Raw genomic sequence first — 24,439 nt, 5'->3', positions numbered from 1 at the left:
TTTATGGCAACATTACTGCCAACGTGTCGCGGCTTTGAGATGGTGGGGAAATCGTAACCGCTAATTTTTCGGCTTAACGGAAACTTGATGCGAAACGATAATTCCACTAAAACCCCACTATATCAAAACCGCTGTTATGCCTTCGCCCTTTTTTTTTCGGTATTATTTAAAACGTATTTGTAAGTTCAGTTTGAAATATATTTGTCCGTTTTCTTCGTAAATTTTTCCAAATTCGTGTCTTGTACTACTTGCGGTTTCTAACTTTGTATTTGTAAATAAATAATCTTCAAATTCGTTTCGGTTGTAAATATGGTAGCATAAAACTTCTCCGTCTTCTTTTACAACTAAATAGCCACCAGTTGCATCTAATTCTCCAGTCCAAACTTTCGATGGCATCATTCCTAAAGCAATGTCAGTTAAAAAACGTTTGATTTTATATGAATAAAATGGATGATTAGCTTCTAAATTATAGCCAAGAGGATTTGTTATTGAAATTTTCGATGTCAATTCTAAAACCGTTGAAATAGTTGAAGTAAAAAACAAATGTAAACTTTCGGCAATTATTTTTGGTAGAGCACTATCAATCAAAATTAAGTTGTTTCCAAAAACAGAACTTTCTGTTTTTTGGAACTCCAATTTACCTCCTAATTCAGTGATTTTGCCAATTCTATCTTTGATTTTACTTCTTGTATCAATTTCGTTTATTTCTAATATTTGATTTTTAGTTAAAGTCAAATTGTTGATTTTGAAAATAAAGTTTGTCGTTTTTCCTGCATTTAATAGAGTAGAAGCACCGCCAAGTTGTGATTTTATACTAAATCCAAGTTCAGGATTTGTGTTAGTTCTTTGGTCGTGAATTACAATTCTAATATCACTTTTTACAGTCGATTTTGCTTTTAATGAATGACTGTCAAAAGAGTTGATAAAACTTTCAATTTCTGGAATTGAAAAAGTTGCATTTGTTTTTTCTTTGAGTTTTGTCAAAAGAAAATAAGCTTGTTTCTGAAATTCTAAAACCGAGATTCTAATTTCTTTTTCGCCATTTTTAACAATGACTAAATCGTTATCATAACTAAATTCAAAAGTTCCATTCGTTTCGTCACGAAGCACTTTGATTATTGGAAAAATCAAAGTTTCTATTTTGTTTAAATTACTATCTCCTGCAAAAAGTTGTTTGTCAGAAATGATTTTTAGAAGTGTATAAACTTCGCTCCATTCTCCTTTATTTCCTGTTATCATTTCTTAATTCCAATTAATTTTAAAATTTCATTTGCAGTCGCTTGAATAGCCGGAACGGCTACGGAGTTTCCAAATTGTTTATAAGCAGATGCGTCAGCAACTGGAATTAAATAATTATCTGGAAAACCTTGTAATCTTGCCCATTCTCGTGGTGTCATTTTTCTAATTCCTTCACGATTTACAGTTCCTTTTATATGAGTTGTTGGTGTAAAATCTGTAATTCTATGGTCTAACACTAAATTTCTTTCTCTTCCCATCCCGCCAACAACAATTGCGTTACTTATTCCATCATCAGGAATAATAGCGTAACCAAAACCGTTTCCTTTACTTTCGTGTCTAGCTTTATGATTTACTAAAGTTTGAACATATTGAGTTGAAAGAAAATATTTTGTTGGTGGAACTTCCTTTTCTTTGATGTCTGAAAATGCAACTTTTTTATTTGTTGGTTTTGGATATTCAAAACTCTCAATTCCCAAATCATTTCTAAATCCAACAATATAAATTCGTTCTCTGTTTTGTGGAACACCAAATTCTTTTGCATTGATGATTTGTGGTTCGGGAACAAAATATCCTAAGTCATTTCTTAAAACATTTAAGATTGTCGCTAAAGTTTTTCCTCCGTTATGATTTCTTAATCCTTTTACGTTTTCAAGAAAAATTGCTTTTGGTTGTTTTCTTTTTATGATTTCAGCAACGTCAAAAAATAATGTTCCTCTTGTGTCTTCAAATCCGCCACGTTTTCCTGCAATTGAAAATGCTTGACAAGGAAAACCAGCACAAAGCAAATCGAAATTATCGGGAATAAAGGCTTTAGTTTCTTCTTTAGTAATGTCTCCAAATGGCCTTTCTCCAAAATTTGCCTTATATGTTCGTTTAGCTTCTTTGTCCCATTCGCTTGTAAAAACGCATTTTCCCCCTAAATTTTGCATTGCTAAACGAAAACCGCCGATTCCTGCAAAAAGGTCAATAAATTTAAACTTAGGGTTTTCTAAAGGAGGAAATGGAACGCCAAAAGTGTCAAAAATCCCATATTGTAAAGCTTCTTCCGCTACAATATTCGTAATTTCTTCTTCTGGGTATTTATATTGTAAAATTTCTTTTGTGAATTTTACTGCATCTTTCTTGTAAAATTGTGAAACTCCGTTTTTGCTATTGTGCAAAAAATGTGTAATGACCGCTTCTTTGTTGTTTTTTGGTTCAACAAGTTTGTCTTTATATTCTTTTTCAAATACTTTTTCGAGCGATATTTTCTCTTTCAGTTTCATTATATTTTTTCATTCAATATTAAGATGCTAAAATACTAAATTTATTAGTGATTACTTTGTTTAGTTTTCGGTTTTGTCTTCCGCTCAATGTTTGCAGGCATTTTTGGTAGGGTGAGGCATAACTAGCGAATACGTCTAACAAAACCATCCTTATCGCACCCTATTTGGCTAGATAGGCCTGATGGTGTTGTGAGGGTATTCTATACCAAATATAGAAATATTTTTTAGGTAATGGTACAAAATTTGTCTTGATTTTGGGTTTTTGTTTTTTTTTGCATGAAGGATAGGAGCGGCATCCTTTAGGGCGCTTTTTTGGCGGCCTAAAGATATAGCGTATAGCCTGACCGGAGCTTTTGCGTAGGGCATGCCCTAATAATTTTGGTTTTGCTGGTTGGCTTGGTTTTATAATTAAGCTATCTGTAGTTTTTTTTGCTAATTGTTGTTTAATTTTTTGGGTTATCTAATTCTCTAGTTTTCAAATTAACCTATCTTTGCTCGCCGAACAATCGGTACAAAAATGGTATTATGAAGTTTGACTTATTAAAAAAAGACCCGCTGTCTAAGGCTAGAGCGGGTAGTATTACTACGGATCATGGTGTTATTGAAACGCCTATTTTTATGCCTGTTGGGACGGTGGCTTCTGTTAAGGGTGTGCACCAAAGGGAGTTAAAGCAGGATATTAACCCGGATATTATTTTGGGGAATACCTATCATTTGTATTTGCGTCCGCAAACGGAAATTTTGGAAAAAGCGGGTGGTTTGCATAAGTTTATGAACTGGGATCGCAATATTTTGACCGATTCTGGAGGGTATCAGGTGTATTCGCTTTCGGCTAATCGGAAGATTAAGGAGGAAGGGGTGAAGTTTAAGTCGCATATTGATGGGTCGTATCATGTTTTTACGCCGGAGAATGTGATGGAAATTCAGCGTACTATTGGCGCGGATATTATTATGGCTTTTGATGAGTGTACTCCTTATCCGTGTGATTATAATTATGCGAAGCGTTCTATGAAAATGACGCACCGTTGGTTGGATCGTTGTGTGAATCATTTGGAAAAACTCCCGGTGAAGTATGGTTATGATCAAGCTTTTTTTCCTATTGTGCAAGGGAGCTGTTATAAGGATTTGCGTAGGCAATCGGCGGAGTATATTGCTAATTCAAACCAAGTGGGTAATGCCATTGGGGGTTGTCTGTAGGGGAACCTGCTGAAGAAATGTATGCCATGACGGAGGTGGTTTGCGAAATTTTGCCAGAGGATAAGCCGCGTTATTTGATGGGTGTAGGAACACCTATTAATATTCTAGAAAATATTGCTTTGGGGATTGATATGTTTGATTGTGTGATGCCTACTCGTAATGCTAGAAATGGGATGCTTTTTACGGCTAACGGAACTATAAATATTAAGAATAAGAAGTGGGAAGCCGATTTTTCGCCTATTGATTCTATGGCTATTACTTTTGTGGATACCGAGTATTCTAAGGCGTATTTGCGGCATCTTTTTGCGGCCAATGAGTATTTGGGCAAACAAATTGCTACGATTCATAATCTTGGTTTTTATATGTGGTTGGTTCGGGAGGCCAGAAAGCATATCTTAGCGGGTGATTTTAGACCTTGGAAAGAGGAGATGGTAAAGAATATGAGCCAGAGATTATAACCTCAGGTAACTCCTAAGGGATTGGTATGGGTAATAAATGGGGATATGATTGATAAAAAAAATAAAAAGTTCTCTCTTTCGGACTTGGTGGGTTTAACGATACTAGATAAGTATATCCTGAAGCGGTATTTGGCCACTTTTTCGGCTATGTTGTTGCTCTTTGTGCCTATTGGGATTATTATTGATGTCTCGGAGAAGATTAATAAAATGATTGAAAACAAGATTCCGTTATCGGAAATTGCGATCTATTATTATCATTTTACGATCTATTTTGCAAATTCGTTGTTTCCTATATTTTTATTTTTATCCATTATTTGGTTTACCTCTAAGTTGGCTAATAACACGGAGATTATTGCTATTTTAAGTTCTGGAATTTCGTTTACTCGTTTTTTGAGACCTTATCTTATTGGGGCTTCTATTGTTTCGGTTTTTGTTTTGTTGATGGGGTTTTATGTGGTGCCTAAATCCAGTGAGGGGTTTAATTATTTTAGATATACCTATCTCAGGGGTAATGGCAAAGAGGCCATGATGGGCAACGTTACCGATGTGTACAGACAAATTAATCCAAAGGAGTTTTTGTATGTAAATAGTTTTAATGCCGAAACTAAGATGGCTTTTAATTTTGCCCTCGAGCGTTTTGAAAAACAAAAAATGGTCTCCAAAATTACGGCAACCAGAATTAAATGGAATCCCAAGGACAGCACCTATACTCTGTATGATTATGCCAAAAGAACCGTAGGCGAGCTAGGGGATACTCTAGAAAGAGCCTCTGAAAAAGAGGCTAAATTTAGTTTTGATCTAGAAGATTTAACCCCAGTGGTTTATATAGCCGAGACTTTGAGTTTGCATAAATTAAATGATTTTATTGATAAACAAAAAGAGCGTGGTGCCTCCAATATTAATGTCTATATGGTTGTATTGTACAAAAAATATAGTGTGCCTGTGGCTGCATTTATTTTGACCATCATTGCTGTTGCTGTTTCTTCCATGAAACGAAGGGGAGGCATGGGGATGAATTTAACCATAGGTATTGCCATTGCTTTTGGGTATGTTTTTTTTGATAAAATATTTGGCACCATTGCCGAGAAATCTACTTTTTCGCCCTTTTTGGCAGTGTGGTTCCCTAACATGTTTTTTGGAGTATTAGCAATTTATTTATTACGCAATGCAAAACGATAGTTTAAAGAGTTACCTTAGTCTGCATTTTATTGTTTTTATTTGGGGTTTTACGGCCATTTTGGGTGCGTTGATCACCATAAATTCGGATGCTATTGTATGGTATCGGATGTTAATGGCAGGGGTTTTTTTAGGGGCTTTTATAGTTTTTAAGAAAAAATCCTTCCGAGTCTCTACCACTGTTTTCCTTAAATTGCTTTTTGTAGGGCTTTTAATTGCCTTGCACTGGATTACCTTTTTTCATGCTATTCATGTTTCTAATGTTTCTATCACGCTTTCGGTTTTTTCGTTAGGGGCTTTTTTTGCGGCGTTATTGGAACCACTTTTTTATGGACGAAAAGTTTTGTGGTACGAGGTTTTGTTCGGACTGGTAATAATGGCAGGACTCGCTCTGATTATGAAGGTAGAGGTGGGGTATTATGAAGGGATAGTGTACGCCTTGATTTCTATTTTATTGGGGGTTTTGTTTACCCTAATGAATGGTAAATTGATACATAAGCACGATCCATCTGTGCTGTCTTTTTATGAGCTAATGGCTGGCGCCTTTTTTGTTACTATTTATTTTTGGTCTCAAAATATATTTACCGCTGCTTTTTTTGATTTAAGCCTCTCAAATTGGCTTTTGTTATTGCTTTTAGCTTCAGTATGTACGGCATATGCTTTTACAGTTTCGGTTAAAATAATGGAAAAATTAAGCCCTTATACCGTAATGCTAACTACCAATCTAGAGCCTGTTTACGGAATTTTTCTGGCCTATTTTATCCTTGGCGGAAAAGAAAAAATGAGTTTCTCTTTTTATATTGGCGCTTTTATGATTGTTCTTACCGTGCTTTTAAATGGTGTGGTCAAGCATAAAATGAATTCCAAAAAATAAGCATTAGTACATCCCAATTTTTTACAATGAAAATAAATAAATTTTTAAAACCAATCCTGAATTTCTTTTTCATAGGATTGTGTATCACTACGCTAAGTAGGTTGTTGCTTTTTGTTATGTTCCACAAGCGTGTGGTACAAACACCAGATTATTGGATGATTTTTCCAATAGGCCTGCGTATGGATTTGATTGTGTTGTCTTATATTGCTTTTTTGCCTAGCTTATTGTTGTGCGTTTTGCCAGATAATTATTTGCAAAAAATAAAGAAATTTTTTACGGTTTATTTTCTGAGTTTCTTATTCCTTATGTTATTCATGGAGCTTGCTACTTTTGATTTTATAAAGGAGTACGATACCCGCCCCAATAAATTATTTATAGATTATTTAATTTATCCTAAAGAAGTAGTAGGTACTTTGGTAAAAAGTTATTTAGGATCCCTATTTTTCTCATTCTTTGTTCTGAGTGTGGCATTGTGGGTTAGTGCCAAAAATGCAGCAAAATTATTTTACCCAAAATTCACTATGTATCGGACCAAGTTGGTGTGGTTTCCTTTGGTTGCTTTTTTGTTGTTTTTGGGAGCACGCTCCAGCTTGGTATCTAAAAGGCCTATTAATGCCAGTAATGCAATATTTTCGACGGATCAACTAACTAATAATTTAGGAATTAACTCCTTATATACGGTTGGTTTTGCGCTGTATTCTTTAAAAAACGAAGATAACGCAGAAAAAATGTACGGAAAAATGGATCCCAATGAGGCTATCTCTAGGGTCAAAAAATACATGCAGGTTGCTAACAACGCTTTTACAGACCCTGAGTTGCCCTTGATGCATTTGCAAAAAACGGACAGCACTTTGGCTAGACCCTACAATGTAGTTGTTTTTTTGCAAGAAAGTTTAGGGGCAGAGTATGTGGGGAGTTTGGGTGGTTTGCCACTCACGCCATCCTTGGATGCGTTAACCCAGCAAGGATTGTTGTTTACTAATATTTATGCTACAGGTACGCGCAGCGTGAGAGGAATTGAGGCCGTAGTTACGGGTTTTTTGCCCTCGGCATCAGAGAGCGTGGTAAAATTAAGTAACTCCCAAACGGGGTTTTATACCCTTGCCCAAAACTTAAAAGAGAAGGGCTATGATACTAGTTTTATCTACGGCGGTATGGCAAATTTTGACAATATGGCATCTTTTTTTAACGGAAATGGTTTTAGTAAGATAATTGACGAAAAAGATTATGATAAAGATACAGCCGCTTTCAAAGGGACTTGGGGCTATTCCGACGAAGATTTGGCGGTTAAGGCCAATGATTATTATAAATCAAAGGGAGACAAACCGTTTTTTTCGTTACTGTTTTCTACCTCAAACCACGAGCCATTTGAGTTTCCGGATGGGCGTATTGCCTTGTATGACAAACAAAAAAACACGGTGCATAATGCCATGAAATACGCAGATTTTTCTATCGGAAAATTCTTCGAAATGGCCAAAAAAGAGCCTTATTTTAAAAACACTATTTTCTTGATTATTGCAGATCACAATACCAGAACTTATGGCAAAAATCTGGTTCCTATTAACAAATTTCATATTCCAGCATTACTAATTGGACCTAATGTACCCAAAGGGATGCGGTATACCAAGTTGTGTAGTCAGATAGATATTGCCCCAACGTTGTTTCATTTTATAGGTATGGATTTACAACACCCCATGCCTGGAATTAATCTAATGAAATTGCCAGATGCTACTCCAGGTAGGGCCATTATGCAGTTCCATAACAACAATGCTTTTAGAGTGGGTAACCAAGTGGTTATTTTGCAGCCAAACAAAGAGCCTTTGCAATTCAAGATGCAAAACGATACGGTTTTGGAGCCAACAAAGTTAAATACCGAAATGGCAAAAGACGCTTTGGGACATATAATCACGGCTTCTTACTTATACAAACAACGAAAATACAAGACAAAGCAACAAAAATAATAACCGATCAAAACACGGTTTTGCAACTGGTTTGTAACGCATTACTAGTTATATATGGTTTTGATTTGTAGTAGTTATCGCAATGGCATTTTTGTACTTGCACACTAAAATAAAAAATAAAGCGGTTGTAAATCATTTAATATTTATATTTGCAATCCAATTAAACAACAAAACGCACAAATACTATGGAATATTTAGATTTTGAGCTTCCAATTAAAGAACTAGAAGATCAGTTAGATAAATGCCTTGTTATTGGTCAAGAGTCCGATGTGGACGTTTCAACTACTTGCAAACAAATTAACAAGAAACTAATAGATACCAAAAAACATATTTATAAAAATTTAACGGCATGGCAACGGGTACAATTATCTAGGCATCCAAGCAGACCCTACACTTTAGATCACATAAAAGCACTCTGTGGCGATACCTTTTTGGAACTGCACGGCGATAGAGGTTTTGCAGATGATAAAGCCATGATTGGTGGTTTGGGTAAAATTGGAGGACAATCTTTTATGATTATTGGCCAACAAAAAGGATACAATACCAAAACACGTCAGTATAGAAATTTTGGGATGGCAAACCCAGAAGGATACCGTAAAGCCTTGCGTTTGATGAAAATGGCCGAAAAATTTGGAATTCCTGTTCTGACCCTAATAGATACTCCGGGAGCCTATCCAGGTCTTGAAGCAGAAGAACGAGGACAAGGAGAGGCGATAGCGCGCAATATTTTTGAAATGGTGCGTTTAAAAGTGCCTATTATTACCATAATTGTAGGCGAAGGTGCTTCAGGCGGTGCCTTAGGTATAGGCGTTGGAGACCGAGTTTATATGTTAGAAAACACTTGGTATTCGGTTATTTCGCCAGAGTCATGTTCTTCTATATTATGGAAGAGTTGGGAATACAAAGAACAAGCTGCTGAGGCCTTAAAATTGACTTCTGCAGACATGAAAAGACAAAAATTGATTGACGATATTATTCCAGAACCATTAGGTGGAGCCCATTATGATAGGCCTACAACCTTCAAAACCGTAGAGGAGTATGTATTAAAAGCATACCACGAGTTGAAAGATCTGGCAACCGCTACATTGATTGACCAAAGAATGGACAAATACAGTAAAATGGGGGAATATAAAGAGTAAATTTTTTATATAAAAAGTTCTAATCCGAAACCCAAACGTTTCGGATTTTTTTTGCAATATGCTTTCCTAAATAGGATGGTATAGCCATTTATTTGGAATAACTAAAAAAAATAATTTTTAAATTTATGTTACTTTTGTAGTATGGAAAACTTCAAAAACACAAACCCCGCAAAGGCGGACAAAACTACCATAATCAGCCTCGAAAAAGGAAAACTTCCTCCACAAGTATTGGAGCTCGAAGAGGCCGTTTTGGGCGCAATGATGATTGATAAAAAAGGGGTTGATGATGTAATTGATATTCTGCAACCAGATGCTTTTTATAAAGAAGCGCACAAACATATATTTGAAGCAATTGTACAGTTGTTTACCGATACGCAGCCAATAGATTTATTGACGGTATCTGCACAATTAAAGAAAAACGGCAAACTAGATATAGCCGGAGGCGATTTTTATTTAATTCAGCTCACACAGAAGATATCTTCGTCTGCACATATAGAATTTCACTCCCGGATAATACTCCAAAAATTTATTCAAAGAAGTTTGATTCGTATTTCTTCAGAAATTATTGAAGATTCTTATGATGACGGTGCCGATGTTTTTGATTTGCTTGACAAGGCAGAATCGAAACTCTACGAAGTTACCCAAGGCAATATTAAACGTAGTTCTGAGACGGCGCAAAGTTTGGTACTACAAGCCAAAAAACGTATTGAAGAAATAGCAGGACAAGAAGGTCTCAGTGGGGTAGCAACCGGTTTCGAAAAATTAGACAAAATAACCTCTGGCTGGCAACCAAGTGATTTAATCATTATTGCTGCAAGACCCGCCATGGGAAAAACGGCCTTTGTATTGTCTATGGCTCGGAACATGGCCATTGATTTTGGCATGCCTGTAGCACTATTCTCGTTAGAGATGGCATCCGTGCAGTTAATCACGCGTTTGATCTCGTCCGAAACGGGTTTATCGTCCGAAAAATTGCGTACCGGTAAATTAGAAAAACACGAGTGGGAACAATTAAGCACCAAGGTCAAAAATCTTGAAAAAGCCCCTTTATTTATTGATGATACTCCCTCTTTGTCTATATTTGATTTAAGAGCCAAAGCCCGAAGATTGGTATCCCAACACGGAATCAGAATCATAATTGTAGATTATTTGCAATTAATGACCGCTGGCGGTAATGGTAAAGGAGGCGGAAACCGAGAACAAGAAATCTCTACTATTTCCAGAAACCTAAAAGCATTAGCCAAAGAGTTAAACGTGCCTGTGATTGCACTATCACAACTATCTCGTGCCGTAGAAACCCGTGGATCCAGCAAAAGACCTTTGTTATCTGACCTTAGGGAGTCTGGAGCTATTGAACAAGATGCCGATATTGTATCCTTTTTGTATCGTCCGGAATATTATAAAATTGATGAGTGGGATGATGACGAAGCCTCTCCTACGGCGGGTCAAGCCGAAATTATGATTGCAAAACACCGTAATGGTAGTATTGAAAACGTACGTTTGAAATTTATTGGCCACCTAGGGAAGTTTGACAATCTGGAAGATTTTACAGGAGGCTACGACGATTTGCCATCTTCGATGAATCAAGAGGATAATTCGTTTATAACCAAAAACCTTCCTTCGGCACACGAAGCCTTTGGTAGCAACTTAAATGAAGATAATGACGATGACATGCCATTTTAATAGGTAATAGTTCGAACAAATTAATGCACTTTGCCAAGTTAGTTTTATATTTGATAAAAATATAAAGTAATGGTTGCCAAAAGATTTTTTTTACTATCCCTCATACTGCTTTCTTTTACGGCACACGCGTCGTTTATTTTGTTACCAATGGACGAAAGTACCCAAAAAAACCATCTCAAAGCATATGGGATTACCTATTGGTGTTTGTCCAAAAATTATAAGGTAAACTGGCTATTAAATTACAGGGGTGGTTCTTTTTTACTTCCGGATGTGTCCGAGATCCGAAAAGAATGCCAAATCAGAGGGGTTAGTTTTGAAATTCTATCCGATGCAGAACAAGATTTAATCCGTAAAGAAATTGCTAGTCCATCCCAAAATATGGAAACGGTTGTTTTAGAACGAGTACCTAAAATTGCCGTTTATACTCCCAAAGGAAAACAACCTTGGGATGATGCTGTAACGTTGGTTTTGACCTATGCCGAAATTCCTTTTACCACAATATACGATGAAGAGATTTTGAACGACCAATTGCTACTCTATGATTGGTTGCACCTGCATCACGAAGATTTTACGGGCCAATACGGAAAATTTTATGCCGCATACAAAAACGTACCTTGGTATATAGAACAAAAGAAAGCTGCGGAGGTCTTGGCGCATAAACTAAATTTTGAAAAAGTATCTCAGCAGAAAGGCGCTGTTGCCAAAAAAATTAAAAATTTTGTAATAGGAGGCGGTTTTATGTTTGCGATGTGTTCTGCCACGGATAGTTTTGATATAGCATTGGCAGCAGATGGTGTAGATATATGTGGACCTATGTTTGATGGAGACGATAGTGATCCTAATTATCAAGCCAAAATGAATTATGCAAATTCTTTTGCTTTTAAAGATTTTATACTAGAACGCAGACCCGATAAATATGAATTTTCGGATATCGACATGACCGATTTAAGAAAAATCCCGATGGAGAAAGATTATTTTACTCTAATGGAATATTCTGCCAAGTGGGATCCTATCCCGAGTATGTTGTGTCAAAACCACACCCAGATCATCAAAGGCTTTATGGGGCAAACTACAGCCTATAATCCTGCGGTAGTAAAATCAAATGTACTTGTGATGGGGAGTTGTGCGCTCAATGGTGAAGCTCGTTACCTACATGGTGAAAAAGGAAAAGGAATGTTCACTTTTTATGGAGGGCATGATCCAGAAGATTTTCAGCATCGGGTAGGAGATACACCCACGGTTTTGGATTTACACGCTAATTCGCCAGGATATCGGCTAATATTGAACAATGTTTTGTTTCCGGCTGCACGTAAGAAAAAACAAAAAACCTAGGTATGTAGTAAATGAAGTAGTTGCAACCTGGTCTCCTAAGTTAAATAAAAAAGGAAATTCGGAGTTAGGAATGCATGCCTTAGAATTACTGACTACCAAAACTGGAATGTCTATTTTTTAGATTTATGGCAATACAAGGTAATTTATAAGATACTAAATCCCCAAAAAGTTTAAAACGTAGTAGTTAAAACGCATTTATAGAGTAAGATTTTGTTATTAACGCATATCAAATTCTAACCAAACAGGTACATGGTCGGATATTTTTCTAGCTTCTTTTAATGAAGTAAACGCAGTGTAAAACGGAATAATACCTGCCTTTATTTTTTGTAAACGGGAGCTGTTGTAATAAATGTTGTCTAACTCTGAGGCCAAACATTTTTGTTGTTTACAGCCACGTTTTAAAGAAGTTTTTTGCTTAACTAAACTCGGTAAGTATCCCATTTTTTTTAATGGATTAAAAACCGTATGAGATTGAGGGCAATTAAAATCTCCGGCAAATACTAAATTTAAATCTGGATATTGCTCTGGCAAGAATTTAAAATACTTGATTTCTTTTTCGGGTTGTTGGGATTTGGTTACAGCATGAAAATTAACTACCGTAAATTGTTTGTCCTCTTTTTCAAAAGTGCACAAAAACGGTTCTCTATCTATAACAAGATGGTAAGTTTTTTCTAGCCAAGCAGCTCCAATTTTTTTTATATTGGCAGTTTTCCAAATAAAAGCATAGCGTTCTGTTTTGTAAGCACTACTACTTGTGGGATCACTAATGGTGTAGTCCCAATTAGAGCCATGTCTGTTTAGAGCAGCTGCTAGTCGAGCAATTGCCTGGGCTCCGCCATAGCCCGCTACCACTTCTTGGATGGCAATAACATCATACGGATGTATCATTTGCGCCATGTATTCTATTTCGGCAGCAGATTTGGAACGTCCAATATTTTCAATATTCCACGAAAGTAATTTGGTTTGTGAAAATAATAGAGCGTAAAAAAAGAGTAAAAACGTCGTGCAGTAAATTTTCATTAGGCTCTGGTAATTCGGTTTTTGGATGGCTAAATTAAGGGTATTTATATCCACATACCAAACAATACGGGCTAAACTAAAAGGCGTTATTGTTTAGATACAATTTTTAAATAATATTCAAAACCATCTTCATCAATGGCATTAATTTGTAGGTTGCTTGTTTGCTCCATAACAATTTCCTTTTTTTTACCATCCGTATCTATCACAATACCCATCCCTAGTTTGTTTTCAATAATTCCTTTGCCAGACACCTTCTGGCCATATTGATTTTTACCTTGTATAAGTACACTACTGTTTATGGTATCATATTTTTCGTACAATAAAGTGCGTTTTTTTAAAGGAGTTGTTGTTATGGCAGTAGTAATGGTATTGTTATTTTGACATCCCGAAAAAATAAGCACCCCTATCAGAAGTATTATTTTGTTAACAGTACGTGGCATAATTGTTTTTTATACAAAAATACCTTTACGGTTGGGATTTGTTTTACGGAAAACCGTAACACAAGTTCTTTTTAATAAAAAAAGAGATTTTTAAACCAAAATTAAGCAGTTTTTTTGGCCGTAATAACAAAGTAAAGACCAATTAATATAAAAGGAATACTCAGCCATTGTCCGGTAGAGAAGAGCCCAAGAGCGCTTTCAAAACCGCCTTGGCTTTCTTTTACGGATTCTACAATCATTCGTACAGTAAAAAGGAGTACCAAAAAAAGTCCAAATAAATAACCAGATTTTAATCTAGCTTGGGTTTTCCAGTATAAAAAAAACAAAATAGCAAATACAAAAATATAACAAAATGCTTCGTACAATTGGGTAGGATGTTTTACGGGTACTTGTTCCAATAACGAAACAAATTTTGGGTCTGTAGCAATGGCTTGGTACGCCTGGTGTGGGTTTGCAATTTGTGTTGCGTTAACCGCATCATTGGGGCTAAATTGATCTTGAACAAATTTTATTCCAAAAGCAGAAGTCGTTTCTTTACCAATAATTTCGGAGTTAAAAAAGTTGCCTAATCGTACAAAAATAGCACCGCAAGCAACCGCTACAACAATTCTATCTAAAATCCAAAGCAGAGGCCTTTGTAGTATTTTTTTGCTGTAATAATACATAGCAATAATTATCGAAATAGCAGCACCATGACTAGCCAAGCCTTGAAAGCCAGTAAATTCAAATGTAGGACTAAATCTAAATGGCAAAAATATTTCTAACAAATGGTTTCTAAAATACTCCCAATCATAAAATATAACGTGTCCCAAACGCGCGCCCAAAAGAGTTGCAAGCACCGTCCAAATAAATAAAGAATCTAGTTTTTCAATAGACTCACCCTCACGCTCGTAGATATTTTTCATCAGGTACCATCCCAGACCAAAAGCCACTACAAACATAAGACTGTAGTAACGAATCATAAAAAAACCAAGGTCAATACCCTGTGATGGGTTCCAAACAATATTTAAAGTGTGTATCATTTATTTTTTATTTAATGTAAAAATACATTATTTATACAGAAATTCAGTGTGAAATTTTGGTTAAAGATTCCTACTATTTAGAGCCTAAAAACCGCTGGTTAGTTGTGGTTGCATTTTTTGGCAGGAACCGGATCATAGCCCGTTTTGCCCCAAGGATTGCAACTGCCAATCCTTTTTAGGCCCAAATATCCGCCATAGAACAAGCCATGTACTTTTAGTGCCTCTATCATATATTGAGAACAACTAGGCTCCATCCTACAAGAGGCAGGAGTTAGCGGAGATACCAACAGCTGGTAAATGCGTACCAATACCAAAAACGGAAAAATAAGTATTTTTTTGAGCATTATTATTTGCGTATTACCACTATCTTAAACCGAAAAAGTAGTTCCTTCTTTGCTGTCTTTTAATTGAATACCAAGTGCAATGAGTTGGTCTCTAATTTGATCCGACAAAGCGAAATTTTTATCGGCTCTAGCCTGATTTCGCATTGCAATAAGTAGGTTTATAGTTCCTTCTAATTTGTCTGTAGTAGTATCGGAAACTTTTTCATCTTCTAAGCCCAAAACATCCAAAACAAAGCCTTGCATTGTATGGGCAAAATCCGCAAGATCAGTAGCCGTTAAGCTTTCTTGATTAGCAACTAATAAATTAACATAACGCACCCCTTCAAACAACTGCGCAATCAAAATAGGAGTATTAAAATCATCATTCATGGCATCATAACACGCCTGTTTCCAAGAGGCAATGTCCAGCGTACTACGCACCCCCGAAGGAATATTTTTAATAACATCCATTGCCTCCATCAATCTTTTGTAGCCTTTTTCGGCAGCTACAATAGCATCGTCCGAAAAATCAAGAATACTACGGTAATGCGCCTGCAACATAAAGAAACGAGCAACCGAAGCAGAGAATGCTTTGCTTAAAATAGGATTTTTACCAGTCAAAATCTCCCTTGGTAAAATATTATTTCCTGTGGATTTAGCCATTTTCTTACCATTTAGTGTAAGCATATTAGCATGCATCCAATAATTAACAGGAGTTTGCCCAGTACAGGCTTCATTCTGCGCAATTTCGCACTCGTGGTGCGGGAATTTTAAATCCATTCCGCCCCCATGAATATCAAAATGATTTCCTAAATATTTAGTACTCATAGCTGTACACTCTAAGTGCCAACCCGGAAAACCATCGCTCCACGGCGAAGGCCAACGCATAATATGCTGCGGTTCTGCTTTTTTCCATAGCGCAAAATCCTGAGGATTTCGTTTATCAGACTGCCCATCCAAATCCCGAGTATTGGTCAGCATGTCTTCAATATTTCGACCACTTAATCGGCCATAATGATTGGTTTTATTAAACTTTACCACATCAAAATACACCGAACCATTCGCCTCATAACCAATACCAGCATCCATTATTTTTTTAACAATTTCAATTTGCTCAATAAGGTGTCCGGTAGCCGTAGGCTCAATACTAGGCGGCAAAAAATTAAAAGCCTGCAGTATTTCATGAAAATCAATCGTATAGCGTTGCACCACTTCCATGGGTTCCAACTGTTCCAAACGGGCTTTTTTGGCAATTTTGTCTTCGCCATCATCCACATCATCCACAATATGTCCCACATCGGTAATATTGCGTACATACCGCACTTTATACTCCAAATGCAGCAAATACCTAAATATAACATCAAAAGACATAAAAGTCCGTACATTTCCTAGATGCACGTTGCTATAGACCGTTGGGCCACAAACATACATCCCTACATTGCCCTCATTGATGGGTACAAAAGTTTCTTTTTCTCCCGAAAGAGAATTGTATATTTTCAGTGTTTGATTGCTATATAAAGGCATGTTTATTTTTTAGAAGCTAATCCTGCTTTTCGTTACAATCTTTTTATTTTTAAAGAAAAAATAAAAAGGATTTTCACTGCAATCAGGGCTAGGTATGTGATTAATCAATTAGTAACAACAAGCTACTCTTAAAATTTTGTTTCCATTTTAATGTAATCCAAAAACTCTCTTCGTGCCTGAGGATCTTTAAATTTACCACCAAATTCAGAGGTTACCGTACTGCTTTCAATATCATTAATACCTCTAGAATTTACACAAAGATGCTTGGCATCAATCACACAAGCCACATCTTGTGTACCCAATGCTTCTTGCAATTCTTGCACAATCTGCATGGTCAAGCGCTCTTGTACTTGCGGTCTTTTGGCATAATATTCTACAATACGATTCATTTTAGAAAGACCAATAACCCTTCCGTTAGAGATATAAGCCACATGTGCTCTGCCAATAATGGGCAATAAATGGTGCTCACAAGTAGAGTATAAGGTGATGTTTTTTTCGACCAACATCTCCCCGTATTTATAATTGTTATCAAAGGTAGATGCTTTAGGTTTTTTGGCAGGATTCAATCCGCCAAAAATTTCTTTAACAAACATCTTGGCCACCCTATTAGGGGTTCCTTGCATGCTATCATCGGTCAAATCCATTCCTAAGGTCAACAGAATGTTTTCAACATCTTTTTTTATTTTTTCAATTTTTTCTTCATCAGTAATATCAAACGCATCGTCTCTTACTGGGTTTTTTGCACATGAAGCAATATGATTATCGCCTATTTCATCATGTATTTCGTCCTTATTTATCATTAAAAGCTACTATTGTTAGGTGTATGTTTTCAGGGCGTAAAGATAATTAATAAAAACCAAAGAATTTCTAAAGGTTTTAATAATTAATGCACTCTTTTGGATTGCCAAAAATCCGACACGCATTCTGGTCTATCCAGGCATAAAAAACCAAAAAGGCACTAACAATGTTGTTACTGCCTTTTTTAGATAGGGGTGCTTTTGCTTGCTTTTGGATTTAGGTTTTAGCCCAATCCGTACTTTTTGTAGGCAGCCGTTTTTTATTTGGCGTTATAGACCGCAATGGCTTCTTTTAGAATTTGTACCGCTTGGATCAAATCTTTTTTCTCCAATACATAAGCAATCCTAACTTGGTTCAAGCCTACACCAGGTGTAGAGTAAAAACCAGCAGCAGGTGCAACCATTACCGTTTCGCCATTAAAATCATAGCTCTCTAACAACCATTGCGCAAAATCATCTGCATTAGCAATTGGTAGTTCGGCAATACAATAAAAAGCGCCTTTAGGAGTAGCCACCGTAACGCCTTCAATTTTGTTTAATTCTGTAATAAGTGTGTCTCTACGTTCTCTGTATTCGGATATTACTTCATCAAAATAGCTTTGTGGGGTGTCTAGAGCTGCTTCACTGGCAATTTGTGCAAAAGTTGGCGGGCTCAATCGTGCTTGTGCAAATTTCATTGCTGTAGCCATTAGCTGTTTGTTTTTAGAAACAATACAACCAATCCTTGCGCCACACATGCTGTATCTTTTGGAAACCGAATCAATCATGATGGCATTTTCTTCCAATCCAGGGATATTCATTACCGAATAATGAATGTCTCCATCGTAGGTAAATTCTCTATATACTTCATCTGCAATCAAAAACAAATCGTGTTTTTTGACCAATGCAGCCAATTGCATCATTTCTTCTTGAGAATACAAATAGCCCGTTGGGTTGCCTGGATTACAAATAAGAATGGCTTTGGTTTTTGGGGTAATTAATTTTTCAAATTCAGCAACTGGAGGCAATGCAAATCCAGTATCTATAGAAGAAATTACTGGTACCACAGTAACCCCAGATGCGGTTGAAAACCCATTGTAGTTGGCATAAAATGGCTCCGGAATAATAATTTCGTCTCCTTGATCCATGGTGCTTCCCATGGCAAAGAGTAAGGCTTCAGATCCACCAGTGGTAATGATAATGTCTTCGGTATTAATAGGTAAACCTTGGTTTTTGTAAAACTGAGATAATTTATTTCTATAGCTTTCAAAACCAGCAGAGTGGCTGTATTCTAATATTTTTATATCAATATTCTTAACCGCTTCCATGGCAACTTCAGGCGTTTTAATGTCTGGTTGTCCAATGTTCAGGTGGTAGACTTTGTTTCCTTTTTTCTTAGCAATTTCAGAGTAAGGAACTAATTTGCGTATTGGTGACTCTGGCATTTGAGCCCCTTTGTTAGATATTTTTGGCATATTTTTAAGTATTGAACTGCAAATTTGCATTTTTTTTTTGAAAGTTAATATCCTTAAACCAGGTATTTATTGTTAAATATGCATTGGTAACTTTAATTTTATAAATACAGACCAAATAGAGCCTCTCGGACCAACTATAATTGGGTTGGGTTCAACCATTTTTTTATCCTAAAGATGCCACAATATGATTTTTTTCTACAAAAAAAGCCTCTTGATTGCTATATCAAGAGGCCAGAGGTGTATTGGTTGGTATTGTGGATTAGTTTGTTAGTACTTCGCCTTTTATTTTAAGGGCAATTCTTCCTTCGGGATAATTAACCGCATTAGACTCTACTGTAATTGTTTTGCGGATTGGTCCAGGTACCATATTGTATTTCACTTCGATGGAACCAGATTTTCCGGGCAAGATGCTATCATTTTGTTTGGACAAAATAGTACAACTAGATGTAGATTGAACTCCTGTGATGATCAAGGGAGCGTTTCCGGTGTTGGTAAACGTAAAGGATCTCACGCCACTATCTTGTGTTTTGTTTATGGTTCCATAATCTATGGTGTTGTTGTCTTCTCTAAATTCAATCTTGGCACCATTTTGTGCAAATCCAATACTACTAAATGCTACTATTGCAATAATTAGTGCTATTTTTTTCATTTTAAATAGGTTTTGATAACGTAAATATAGTTTTTTTATAATAATAACACAAATTTTTATTTCCCTTTTTATAGTGTACTTAATTATTTACTTTTGTTGCCTATAAAGATTACACAAAACAGCTCTCTAACAAAATGGTTGCACTATGCACGAATTTAAGTATTTGTAATACAGCATAGTGACCAAAAAATAGATCTGCAAAATTAACGATTAATTGAACCCGCTATACAATGACAATTCCTGCACAATTTGACGCCAAAACAAGTGAAAACAAATGGTACGACTACTGGATGAAAAACAACTATTTTCATTCTGAGCCAGACCACAGAACCCCTTATACCATCGTAATTCCGCCACCAAACGTAACTGGAGTTTTGCATATGGGGCACATGTTAAACAATACCATTCAAGATGTTTTAATTAGAAGAGCGCGTCTTAAAGGGTTTAATGCGTGTTGGGTTCCAGGTACGGATCACGCCTCTATTGCTACAGAAGCTAAGGTTGTGGCCAAACTAAAAGCCGAAGGAATCCATAAAGCCGATTTGACTCGGGAGGAATTTTTAAAACACGCCTACGATTGGACGGACAAATATGGAGGTGTAATTTTAGAGCAGCTTAAAAAACTTGGAGCTTCTTGTGATTGGGAGCGCACCAAATTCACGATGGATCCAGATATGTCTGCCTCTGTAATAAAATCTTTTGTAGATTTATACAACAAAGGATTAATTTACCGTGGGTACCGAATGGTAAACTGGGATCCCGAAGCCAAGACGACGCTATCTGATGAAGAAGTAATTTTTGAAGAAAGACAAGGTAAATTGTATTTTTTGAAATACAAAATTGAAGGATCCGAAGATTTCTTGACCATTGCCACCACGCGTCCAGAAACCATCTTTGGAGACAGCGCCATTTGTATCAACCCAAATGACGAGCGTTTTAGTCATCTAAAAGGCAAGAAAGCTATTGTGCCTATTTGTGGCCGTGTGATTCCAATTATTGAAGATGATTATGTAGATATTGAATTTGGAACGGGATGTCTTAAAGTGACTCCTGCACACGACATGAATGACAAAACCCTAGGAGAGAAGCACCAGCTAGAAATTATAGACATTTTTAATGAAGACGCTACCCTGAATAGTTTTGGATTGCAATACCAAGGCAAAGACCGTTTTGTGGTTCGCGAAGAAGTAGCCAAAGAGTTAGAAACAATTGGTGCTTTGGCCAAAACAGAAACGCACTTAAATAAAGTAGGAACCTCTGAAAGAACCAAAGCCGTTATTGAGCCAAGATTGTCAGATCAGTGGTTCTTGAAAATGGAAGATTTAGTAAAACCAGCCATACAATCGGTTTTAGAAGACGGCGCTATTAAATTGCATCCCAAACGTTTTGAGAATACCTATGCACATTGGTTGAACAACATACGGGATTGGAATATATCCAGACAATTGTGGTGGGGACAACAAATTCCGGCCTATTTTTACGGAGATGGGAAAGAAGATTTTGTAGTTGCTGAAAACATCGAAGACGCTTTGGTTTTAGCCAAAGAAAGAACTGCTAATCCAAAATTGGAAATAGCAGATTTGAAACAAGACGTAGATGCCCTAGATACTTGGTTTTCATCTTGGCTGTGGCCGATGTCCGTTTTTGGTGGCATCATGGATCCAGAAAATGACGATTTTAAATACTATTACCCAACCAATGATTTAGTAACTGGTCCGGATATTTTGTTTTTCTGGGTAGCCAGAATGATTATTGCAGGCTATGAATATACGGATAAAAAACCATTTACGAATGTGTATTTAACGGGCTTAGTTCGAGATAAACAAAGACGTAAAATGTCTAAGTCATTAGGAAACTCACCAGACCCATTAGATTTAATTGAAAAATTTGGTGCCGATGGTGTTCGGGTTGGATTGCTTTTGAGTGCTTCTGCTGGAAATGACATCATGTTTGATGAAGAATTGTGTAACCAAGGAAAAGGATTTACCAACAAAATATGGAATGCTTTCAAATTAATCAAAGGTTGGGAAGTTTCGGATGCCATACCACAACCAGAATCGTCTAAAGTAGCCATAGAATGGTACCAGGCCAAGTTGCAACAAACTCTTTTGGAAATTGAAGACAATTTTGAAAAATACCGAATCTCTGAGGCCTTAATGGCGATCTATAAATTGGTTTGGGATGATTTCTGTTCTTGGTTTTTGGAAATGATAAAACCAGCCTACCAACAACCTATAGACAGCCTAACTTTTGCAAAAGCGATAGAAATGCTAGAAAATAACCTAAAATTATTGCATCCGTTTATGCCATTTTTGACCGAAGAAATTTGGCAAATGCTCGCTCCGAGAACCAAAGAAGAAGCTTTAATTGTATCTACTTGGCCAGAAATGAAACCTTTTAATGCGGCTTTGATTACGGATTTTGAAAATACCATGGAAGTGATTTCGGGAGTCCGAACCATCCGTAAAGACAAGAACATTGCCTTTAAGGATGCGATTGAACTAAAAGTAATCAATAATGACAAGGTGTCTACTTATTTTGATTTAGTGGTAACTAAATTGGGAAATATAAGTGGGCTAGAATATGTTTCTGAAAAGGTAGATGGTGCGTTGTCTTATAGAGTAAATTCGAATGAATATTTTATTCCTATTACTGGAAATATAAATATAGAAGAAGAAATTGCAAAACTAACCGCAGAGTTAGAATATACCAAAGGATTTTTGAAATCCGTACAAAATAAATTAGCAAACGAGAAATTTGTAAACGGTGCGCCCGAAAAAGTTTTGGCAAACGAAAAACAAAAACAAGCCGATGCTTTAGCAAAAATTGAAACCATCGAAAGTAGCTTAGCTGGTTTGCAATAAGCAATAGGTTTATTGGTCTAAAAACTAAAATCCCAATTCTGAAATTTCAGAGTTGGGATTTTTTGTACTAATTATAAAATGGTTTTATCTACTCTCTAAAACAGTTGGTCCGGCATTAAGGAATAGATTGTAGCAGATACAAGCCTTTTTAGAAGGTGCTTCTTGTTATTAATTGGCAGTATAAATAGAAGTACCTCTTTTAGGCCATAACGTATTTGCATTTGGTAAAAAAGCCGCATCAACATGGATCAATGGCGCTTTGGTATTGTATCTAAAATCTTGGTTTACTATATTAGAATTAAACCCATTTCGGATGTTTATATCCGTAAGTAAGCTGTTGCTATAACACCAAAAAGAGGTTAATTGTGTATTTAAGTGCAAATCTAATACGGTCATTTTATTAGCCGATAGGTTAACTCCTTTAAGATTTGTATAGTATTTCAAGCTGCTAAAAAAGCTGTTTGTTAGTTTGTTAGACTGACAAAAAAGACTATTTAAATTGGTATTACCATTAAGGTTTAGATTGGTTAAATTTGCACTGTAACACCATAATCCCCACAAAGTAGTGGTTGCTGTAGGCAATATTAAAGTAGTTAGACTTGGATTGTTATTGCACCATATTTGCGCTAATTTGGTGTGGACGCTAAGGTTTACGCTTGTTAAAGTAGCATTGTAGCGGCAATCAAAATAGGCTAAATTAGGCAAGCCAGAAATGGCTATACTGCTCAAATTATTTCCAGCCACAGATAGTTGCACTAAAGAGGTGTATGCCTGAATTCCGGTCAAGTCACTAATTCCAGAACTGTCTAGATTTAGTCCTCCACGGGTGTTGTCAATTAGTACTATATTATCGGTTGTGCTAGAGTTGTCTACAGCTGCTCCAAGGGTCAATAACTTGTTTCGTAATGCTGCATCAGGTATGGCAGTTGCTACATAAGCCGCAGTTCTGGCTGTTGTATTTGTTTGCGAAAAACGCAAAAATTCAGCACTATTATAATCCTCTGGACCCGGGTTTGGTTTACTGGTGTTTTCTTTTTCTAAGGCTACTGCAGAAACAGTAGTTTCTTTGTTATCAGTAGTACATGCAACCAACTGAGTTGCTAAGGCAAGAAAAAATAATTTTTTCATAATATTTTGGTTAAAATTTTTAGTAGTAAATGTAGTATTAATACCTACAATGTGAATTACGAAAGGGTACTTTATTTATTAACATATGTTAAATAATCACCCAAGGATAAATTGGTTTTATAAATGGTTATTTGTAGAAATAAAGTCAAAAAAAATGCTTTCAATACGATTGTATTTATATAAAAGCAAAGCCGTATGCCTTGACAAAAAAGGCTAGCCGTTGTATCTAATTAAGCTAGGTTGTTTTAAATGGTATAAAGTCTGAGAACTAAAATCCCAATACTAAATTTCAGTATTGGGATTTTTGGTGCTAAATGTAAATTTTATGCAAATAAAATTAAAAACAAAAGTGGAAATACAATTCCTGCTAGAGCTAATTTCCAGCCTCTATTTTTCCAACTGAATTTTCCTGCTTTAATCATTACAGTGCCTGTTAGGGCTATAATAATTAAACTTAACGCAAAAATATCCGAGTAATAAATCCAGAAAGAAGAAGTGCTCTTGTGCAACGACATGGATTGACTAACAATTGGGGTTTTAAGGAAGGATACAATTTCGCCTTTTCCGGTTTGGAGGTCTATTTCCACGTCCTTTTTTTCAAAAGAAATCCGATATACTCCCTTTTTGACTATTTGCCGTCTCATTTTGTCGTTAATGCCCAATTTTTTGGCTACGATTTTAGCATAGGCTTCATTTAGTTCCTTTTCGGGAGGTAGTTGTAGCGTTATCTCTTTTATTGCTGTGGTGTATTTATCGGGATGCCAGTATTCTCTATGATTCATCATCAAGCCCGAAAAAGCAAAGGATATAATTAACCCAATATAGAAATAGCCCAAATCCCGATGTAGATTTCTAAAATTTATTTTTTTCATTTTGTATTCTTTTTTGTGGATA

At 36.2% G+C, this 24,439-nt stretch carries 20 protein-coding genes and 1 pseudogene; 9 read left to right on the top strand and 12 right to left on the bottom strand.

The window, feature by feature from the left end; translation table 11 throughout:
- Window positions 1–162: 162 nt before the first annotated feature.
- A complete protein-coding gene (locus LB076_RS11940; protein WP_066331955.1) occupies window positions 163–1,239 on the bottom strand; it encodes an HpaII family restriction endonuclease in 1,077 nt (358 codons plus the stop codon).
- Window positions 1,236–2,504, bottom strand: a complete 1,269-nt coding sequence (locus LB076_RS11935) for a DNA cytosine methyltransferase (protein WP_066331958.1) — start codon at window positions 2,502–2,504, stop codon at window positions 1,236–1,238. Before LB076_RS11935 ends, LB076_RS11940 begins: the two co-directional genes overlap by 4 nt.
- A 525-nt stretch (window positions 2,505–3,029) precedes the next feature.
- On the opposite strand from LB076_RS11935, the pseudogene tgt reads away from it, so the two are divergent.
- The 8 genes and pseudogenes from tgt (at window position 3,030) to LB076_RS14185 (ending at window position 12,445) form a co-directional block, all read left to right on the top strand.
- A pseudogene (tgt, locus tag LB076_RS11925) lies at window positions 3,030–4,159 on the top strand (tRNA guanosine(34) transglycosylase Tgt).
- Window positions 4,160–4,204: 45 nt separating this feature from the next.
- Complete coding sequence (locus LB076_RS11920; protein WP_066331969.1) at window positions 4,205–5,338, top strand: LptF/LptG family permease; 1,134 nt, start codon at window positions 4,205–4,207, stop codon at window positions 5,336–5,338.
- Window positions 5,325–6,209 (top strand): DMT family transporter, encoded by an 885-nt coding sequence (locus LB076_RS11915; protein WP_066331970.1) that lies wholly within the window; start codon window positions 5,325–5,327, stop codon window positions 6,207–6,209. Before LB076_RS11920 ends, LB076_RS11915 begins: the two co-directional genes overlap by 14 nt.
- Before the next feature lie 26 nt (window positions 6,210–6,235).
- Window positions 6,236–8,170 carry an LTA synthase family protein gene (locus LB076_RS11910; protein ID WP_066331972.1) on the top strand — a complete coding sequence of 645 codons (1,935 nt, stop codon included), beginning with the start codon at window positions 6,236–6,238 and terminating at the stop codon, window positions 8,168–8,170.
- 185 nt (window positions 8,171–8,355) lie between these two features.
- The gene (locus LB076_RS11905) at window positions 8,356–9,309 is read left to right on the top strand and encodes an acetyl-CoA carboxylase carboxyltransferase subunit alpha (RefSeq protein ID WP_066331974.1); all 954 of its coding nucleotides are present in this window, start codon (window positions 8,356–8,358) and stop codon (window positions 9,307–9,309) included.
- Window positions 9,310–9,450: 141 nt separating this feature from the next.
- On the top strand, window positions 9,451–10,992 hold the full coding sequence (gene dnaB, locus LB076_RS11900; protein ID WP_066331977.1) for a replicative DNA helicase: 1,542 nt from the start codon (window positions 9,451–9,453) through the stop codon (window positions 10,990–10,992).
- Between the two features lie 147 nt (window positions 10,993–11,139).
- Window positions 11,140–12,324, top strand: a complete 1,185-nt coding sequence (locus LB076_RS11895) for an asparagine synthetase B (protein WP_425598038.1) — start codon at window positions 11,140–11,142, stop codon at window positions 12,322–12,324.
- A complete protein-coding gene (locus LB076_RS14185; protein WP_425598039.1) occupies window positions 12,281–12,445 on the top strand; it encodes a glutaminase in 165 nt (54 codons plus the stop codon). Before LB076_RS11895 ends, LB076_RS14185 begins: the two co-directional genes overlap by 44 nt.
- A 95-nt stretch (window positions 12,446–12,540) precedes the next feature.
- On the opposite strand, the gene LB076_RS11890 is transcribed toward LB076_RS14185, so the two are convergent.
- The 8 genes from LB076_RS11890 to LB076_RS11855 form a co-directional block, all read right to left on the bottom strand.
- A complete protein-coding gene (locus LB076_RS11890) occupies window positions 12,541–13,344 on the bottom strand; it encodes an endonuclease/exonuclease/phosphatase family protein (RefSeq protein ID WP_066331982.1) in 804 nt (267 codons plus the stop codon).
- A gap of 86 nt (window positions 13,345–13,430) precedes the next feature.
- Entirely contained in the window at window positions 13,431–13,784 is a 354-nt protein-coding gene (locus LB076_RS11885; RefSeq protein WP_066331984.1) for a hypothetical protein, read from the bottom strand.
- Window positions 13,785–13,885: 101 nt separating this feature from the next.
- Window positions 13,886–14,806, bottom strand: a complete 921-nt coding sequence (gene lgt / locus LB076_RS11880; RefSeq protein WP_066331990.1) for a prolipoprotein diacylglyceryl transferase — start codon at window positions 14,804–14,806, stop codon at window positions 13,886–13,888.
- 98 nt (window positions 14,807–14,904) lie between these two features.
- Window positions 14,905–15,150, bottom strand: coding sequence for a membrane protein insertion efficiency factor YidD (gene yidD / locus LB076_RS11875; RefSeq protein WP_066331992.1), 246 nt, complete (start codon window positions 15,148–15,150; stop codon window positions 14,905–14,907).
- 24 nt (window positions 15,151–15,174) lie between these two features.
- Window positions 15,175–16,653 (bottom strand): cysteine--tRNA ligase, encoded by a 1,479-nt coding sequence (cysS, locus tag LB076_RS11870; protein WP_066331994.1) that lies wholly within the window; start codon window positions 16,651–16,653, stop codon window positions 15,175–15,177.
- A gap of 128 nt (window positions 16,654–16,781) precedes the next feature.
- Window positions 16,782–17,453, bottom strand: a complete 672-nt coding sequence (gene folE, locus LB076_RS11865; RefSeq protein WP_066331996.1) for a GTP cyclohydrolase I FolE — start codon at window positions 17,451–17,453, stop codon at window positions 16,782–16,784.
- A gap of 257 nt (window positions 17,454–17,710) precedes the next feature.
- Window positions 17,711–18,904 (bottom strand): pyridoxal phosphate-dependent aminotransferase, encoded by a 1,194-nt coding sequence (locus LB076_RS11860; protein WP_066331998.1) that lies wholly within the window; start codon window positions 18,902–18,904, stop codon window positions 17,711–17,713.
- A 259-nt stretch (window positions 18,905–19,163) separates the two neighbouring features.
- Window positions 19,164–19,553, bottom strand: a complete 390-nt coding sequence (locus LB076_RS11855; RefSeq protein WP_066332000.1) for a DUF1573 domain-containing protein — start codon at window positions 19,551–19,553, stop codon at window positions 19,164–19,166.
- Window positions 19,554–19,783: 230 nt separating this feature from the next.
- Between LB076_RS11855 and LB076_RS11850 the strand changes: the two genes are divergently transcribed.
- A complete protein-coding gene (locus tag LB076_RS11850) occupies window positions 19,784–22,417 on the top strand; it encodes a valine--tRNA ligase (protein ID WP_066332002.1) in 2,634 nt (877 codons plus the stop codon).
- Window positions 22,418–22,585: 168 nt separating this feature from the next.
- On the opposite strand, the gene LB076_RS11845 is transcribed toward LB076_RS11850, so the two are convergent.
- Window positions 22,586–23,545, bottom strand: a complete 960-nt coding sequence (locus tag LB076_RS11845; protein WP_066332009.1) for a leucine-rich repeat domain-containing protein — start codon at window positions 23,543–23,545, stop codon at window positions 22,586–22,588.
- 323 nt (window positions 23,546–23,868) lie between these two features.
- A complete protein-coding gene (locus tag LB076_RS11840) occupies window positions 23,869–24,417 on the bottom strand; it encodes a PepSY-associated TM helix domain-containing protein (RefSeq protein ID WP_066332011.1) in 549 nt (182 codons plus the stop codon).
- Between the last annotated feature and the right edge of the window lie 22 nt (window positions 24,418–24,439).

It is taken from the genome of Flavobacterium crassostreae (assembly GCF_001831475.1).
In the GTDB taxonomy this organism is placed as follows: Bacteria; Bacteroidota; Bacteroidia; order Flavobacteriales; family Flavobacteriaceae; genus Flavobacterium; species Flavobacterium crassostreae.
Note: the sequence above shows the minus strand (reverse complement) of the source record. Positions and strands in the feature narration are given on the sequence as shown.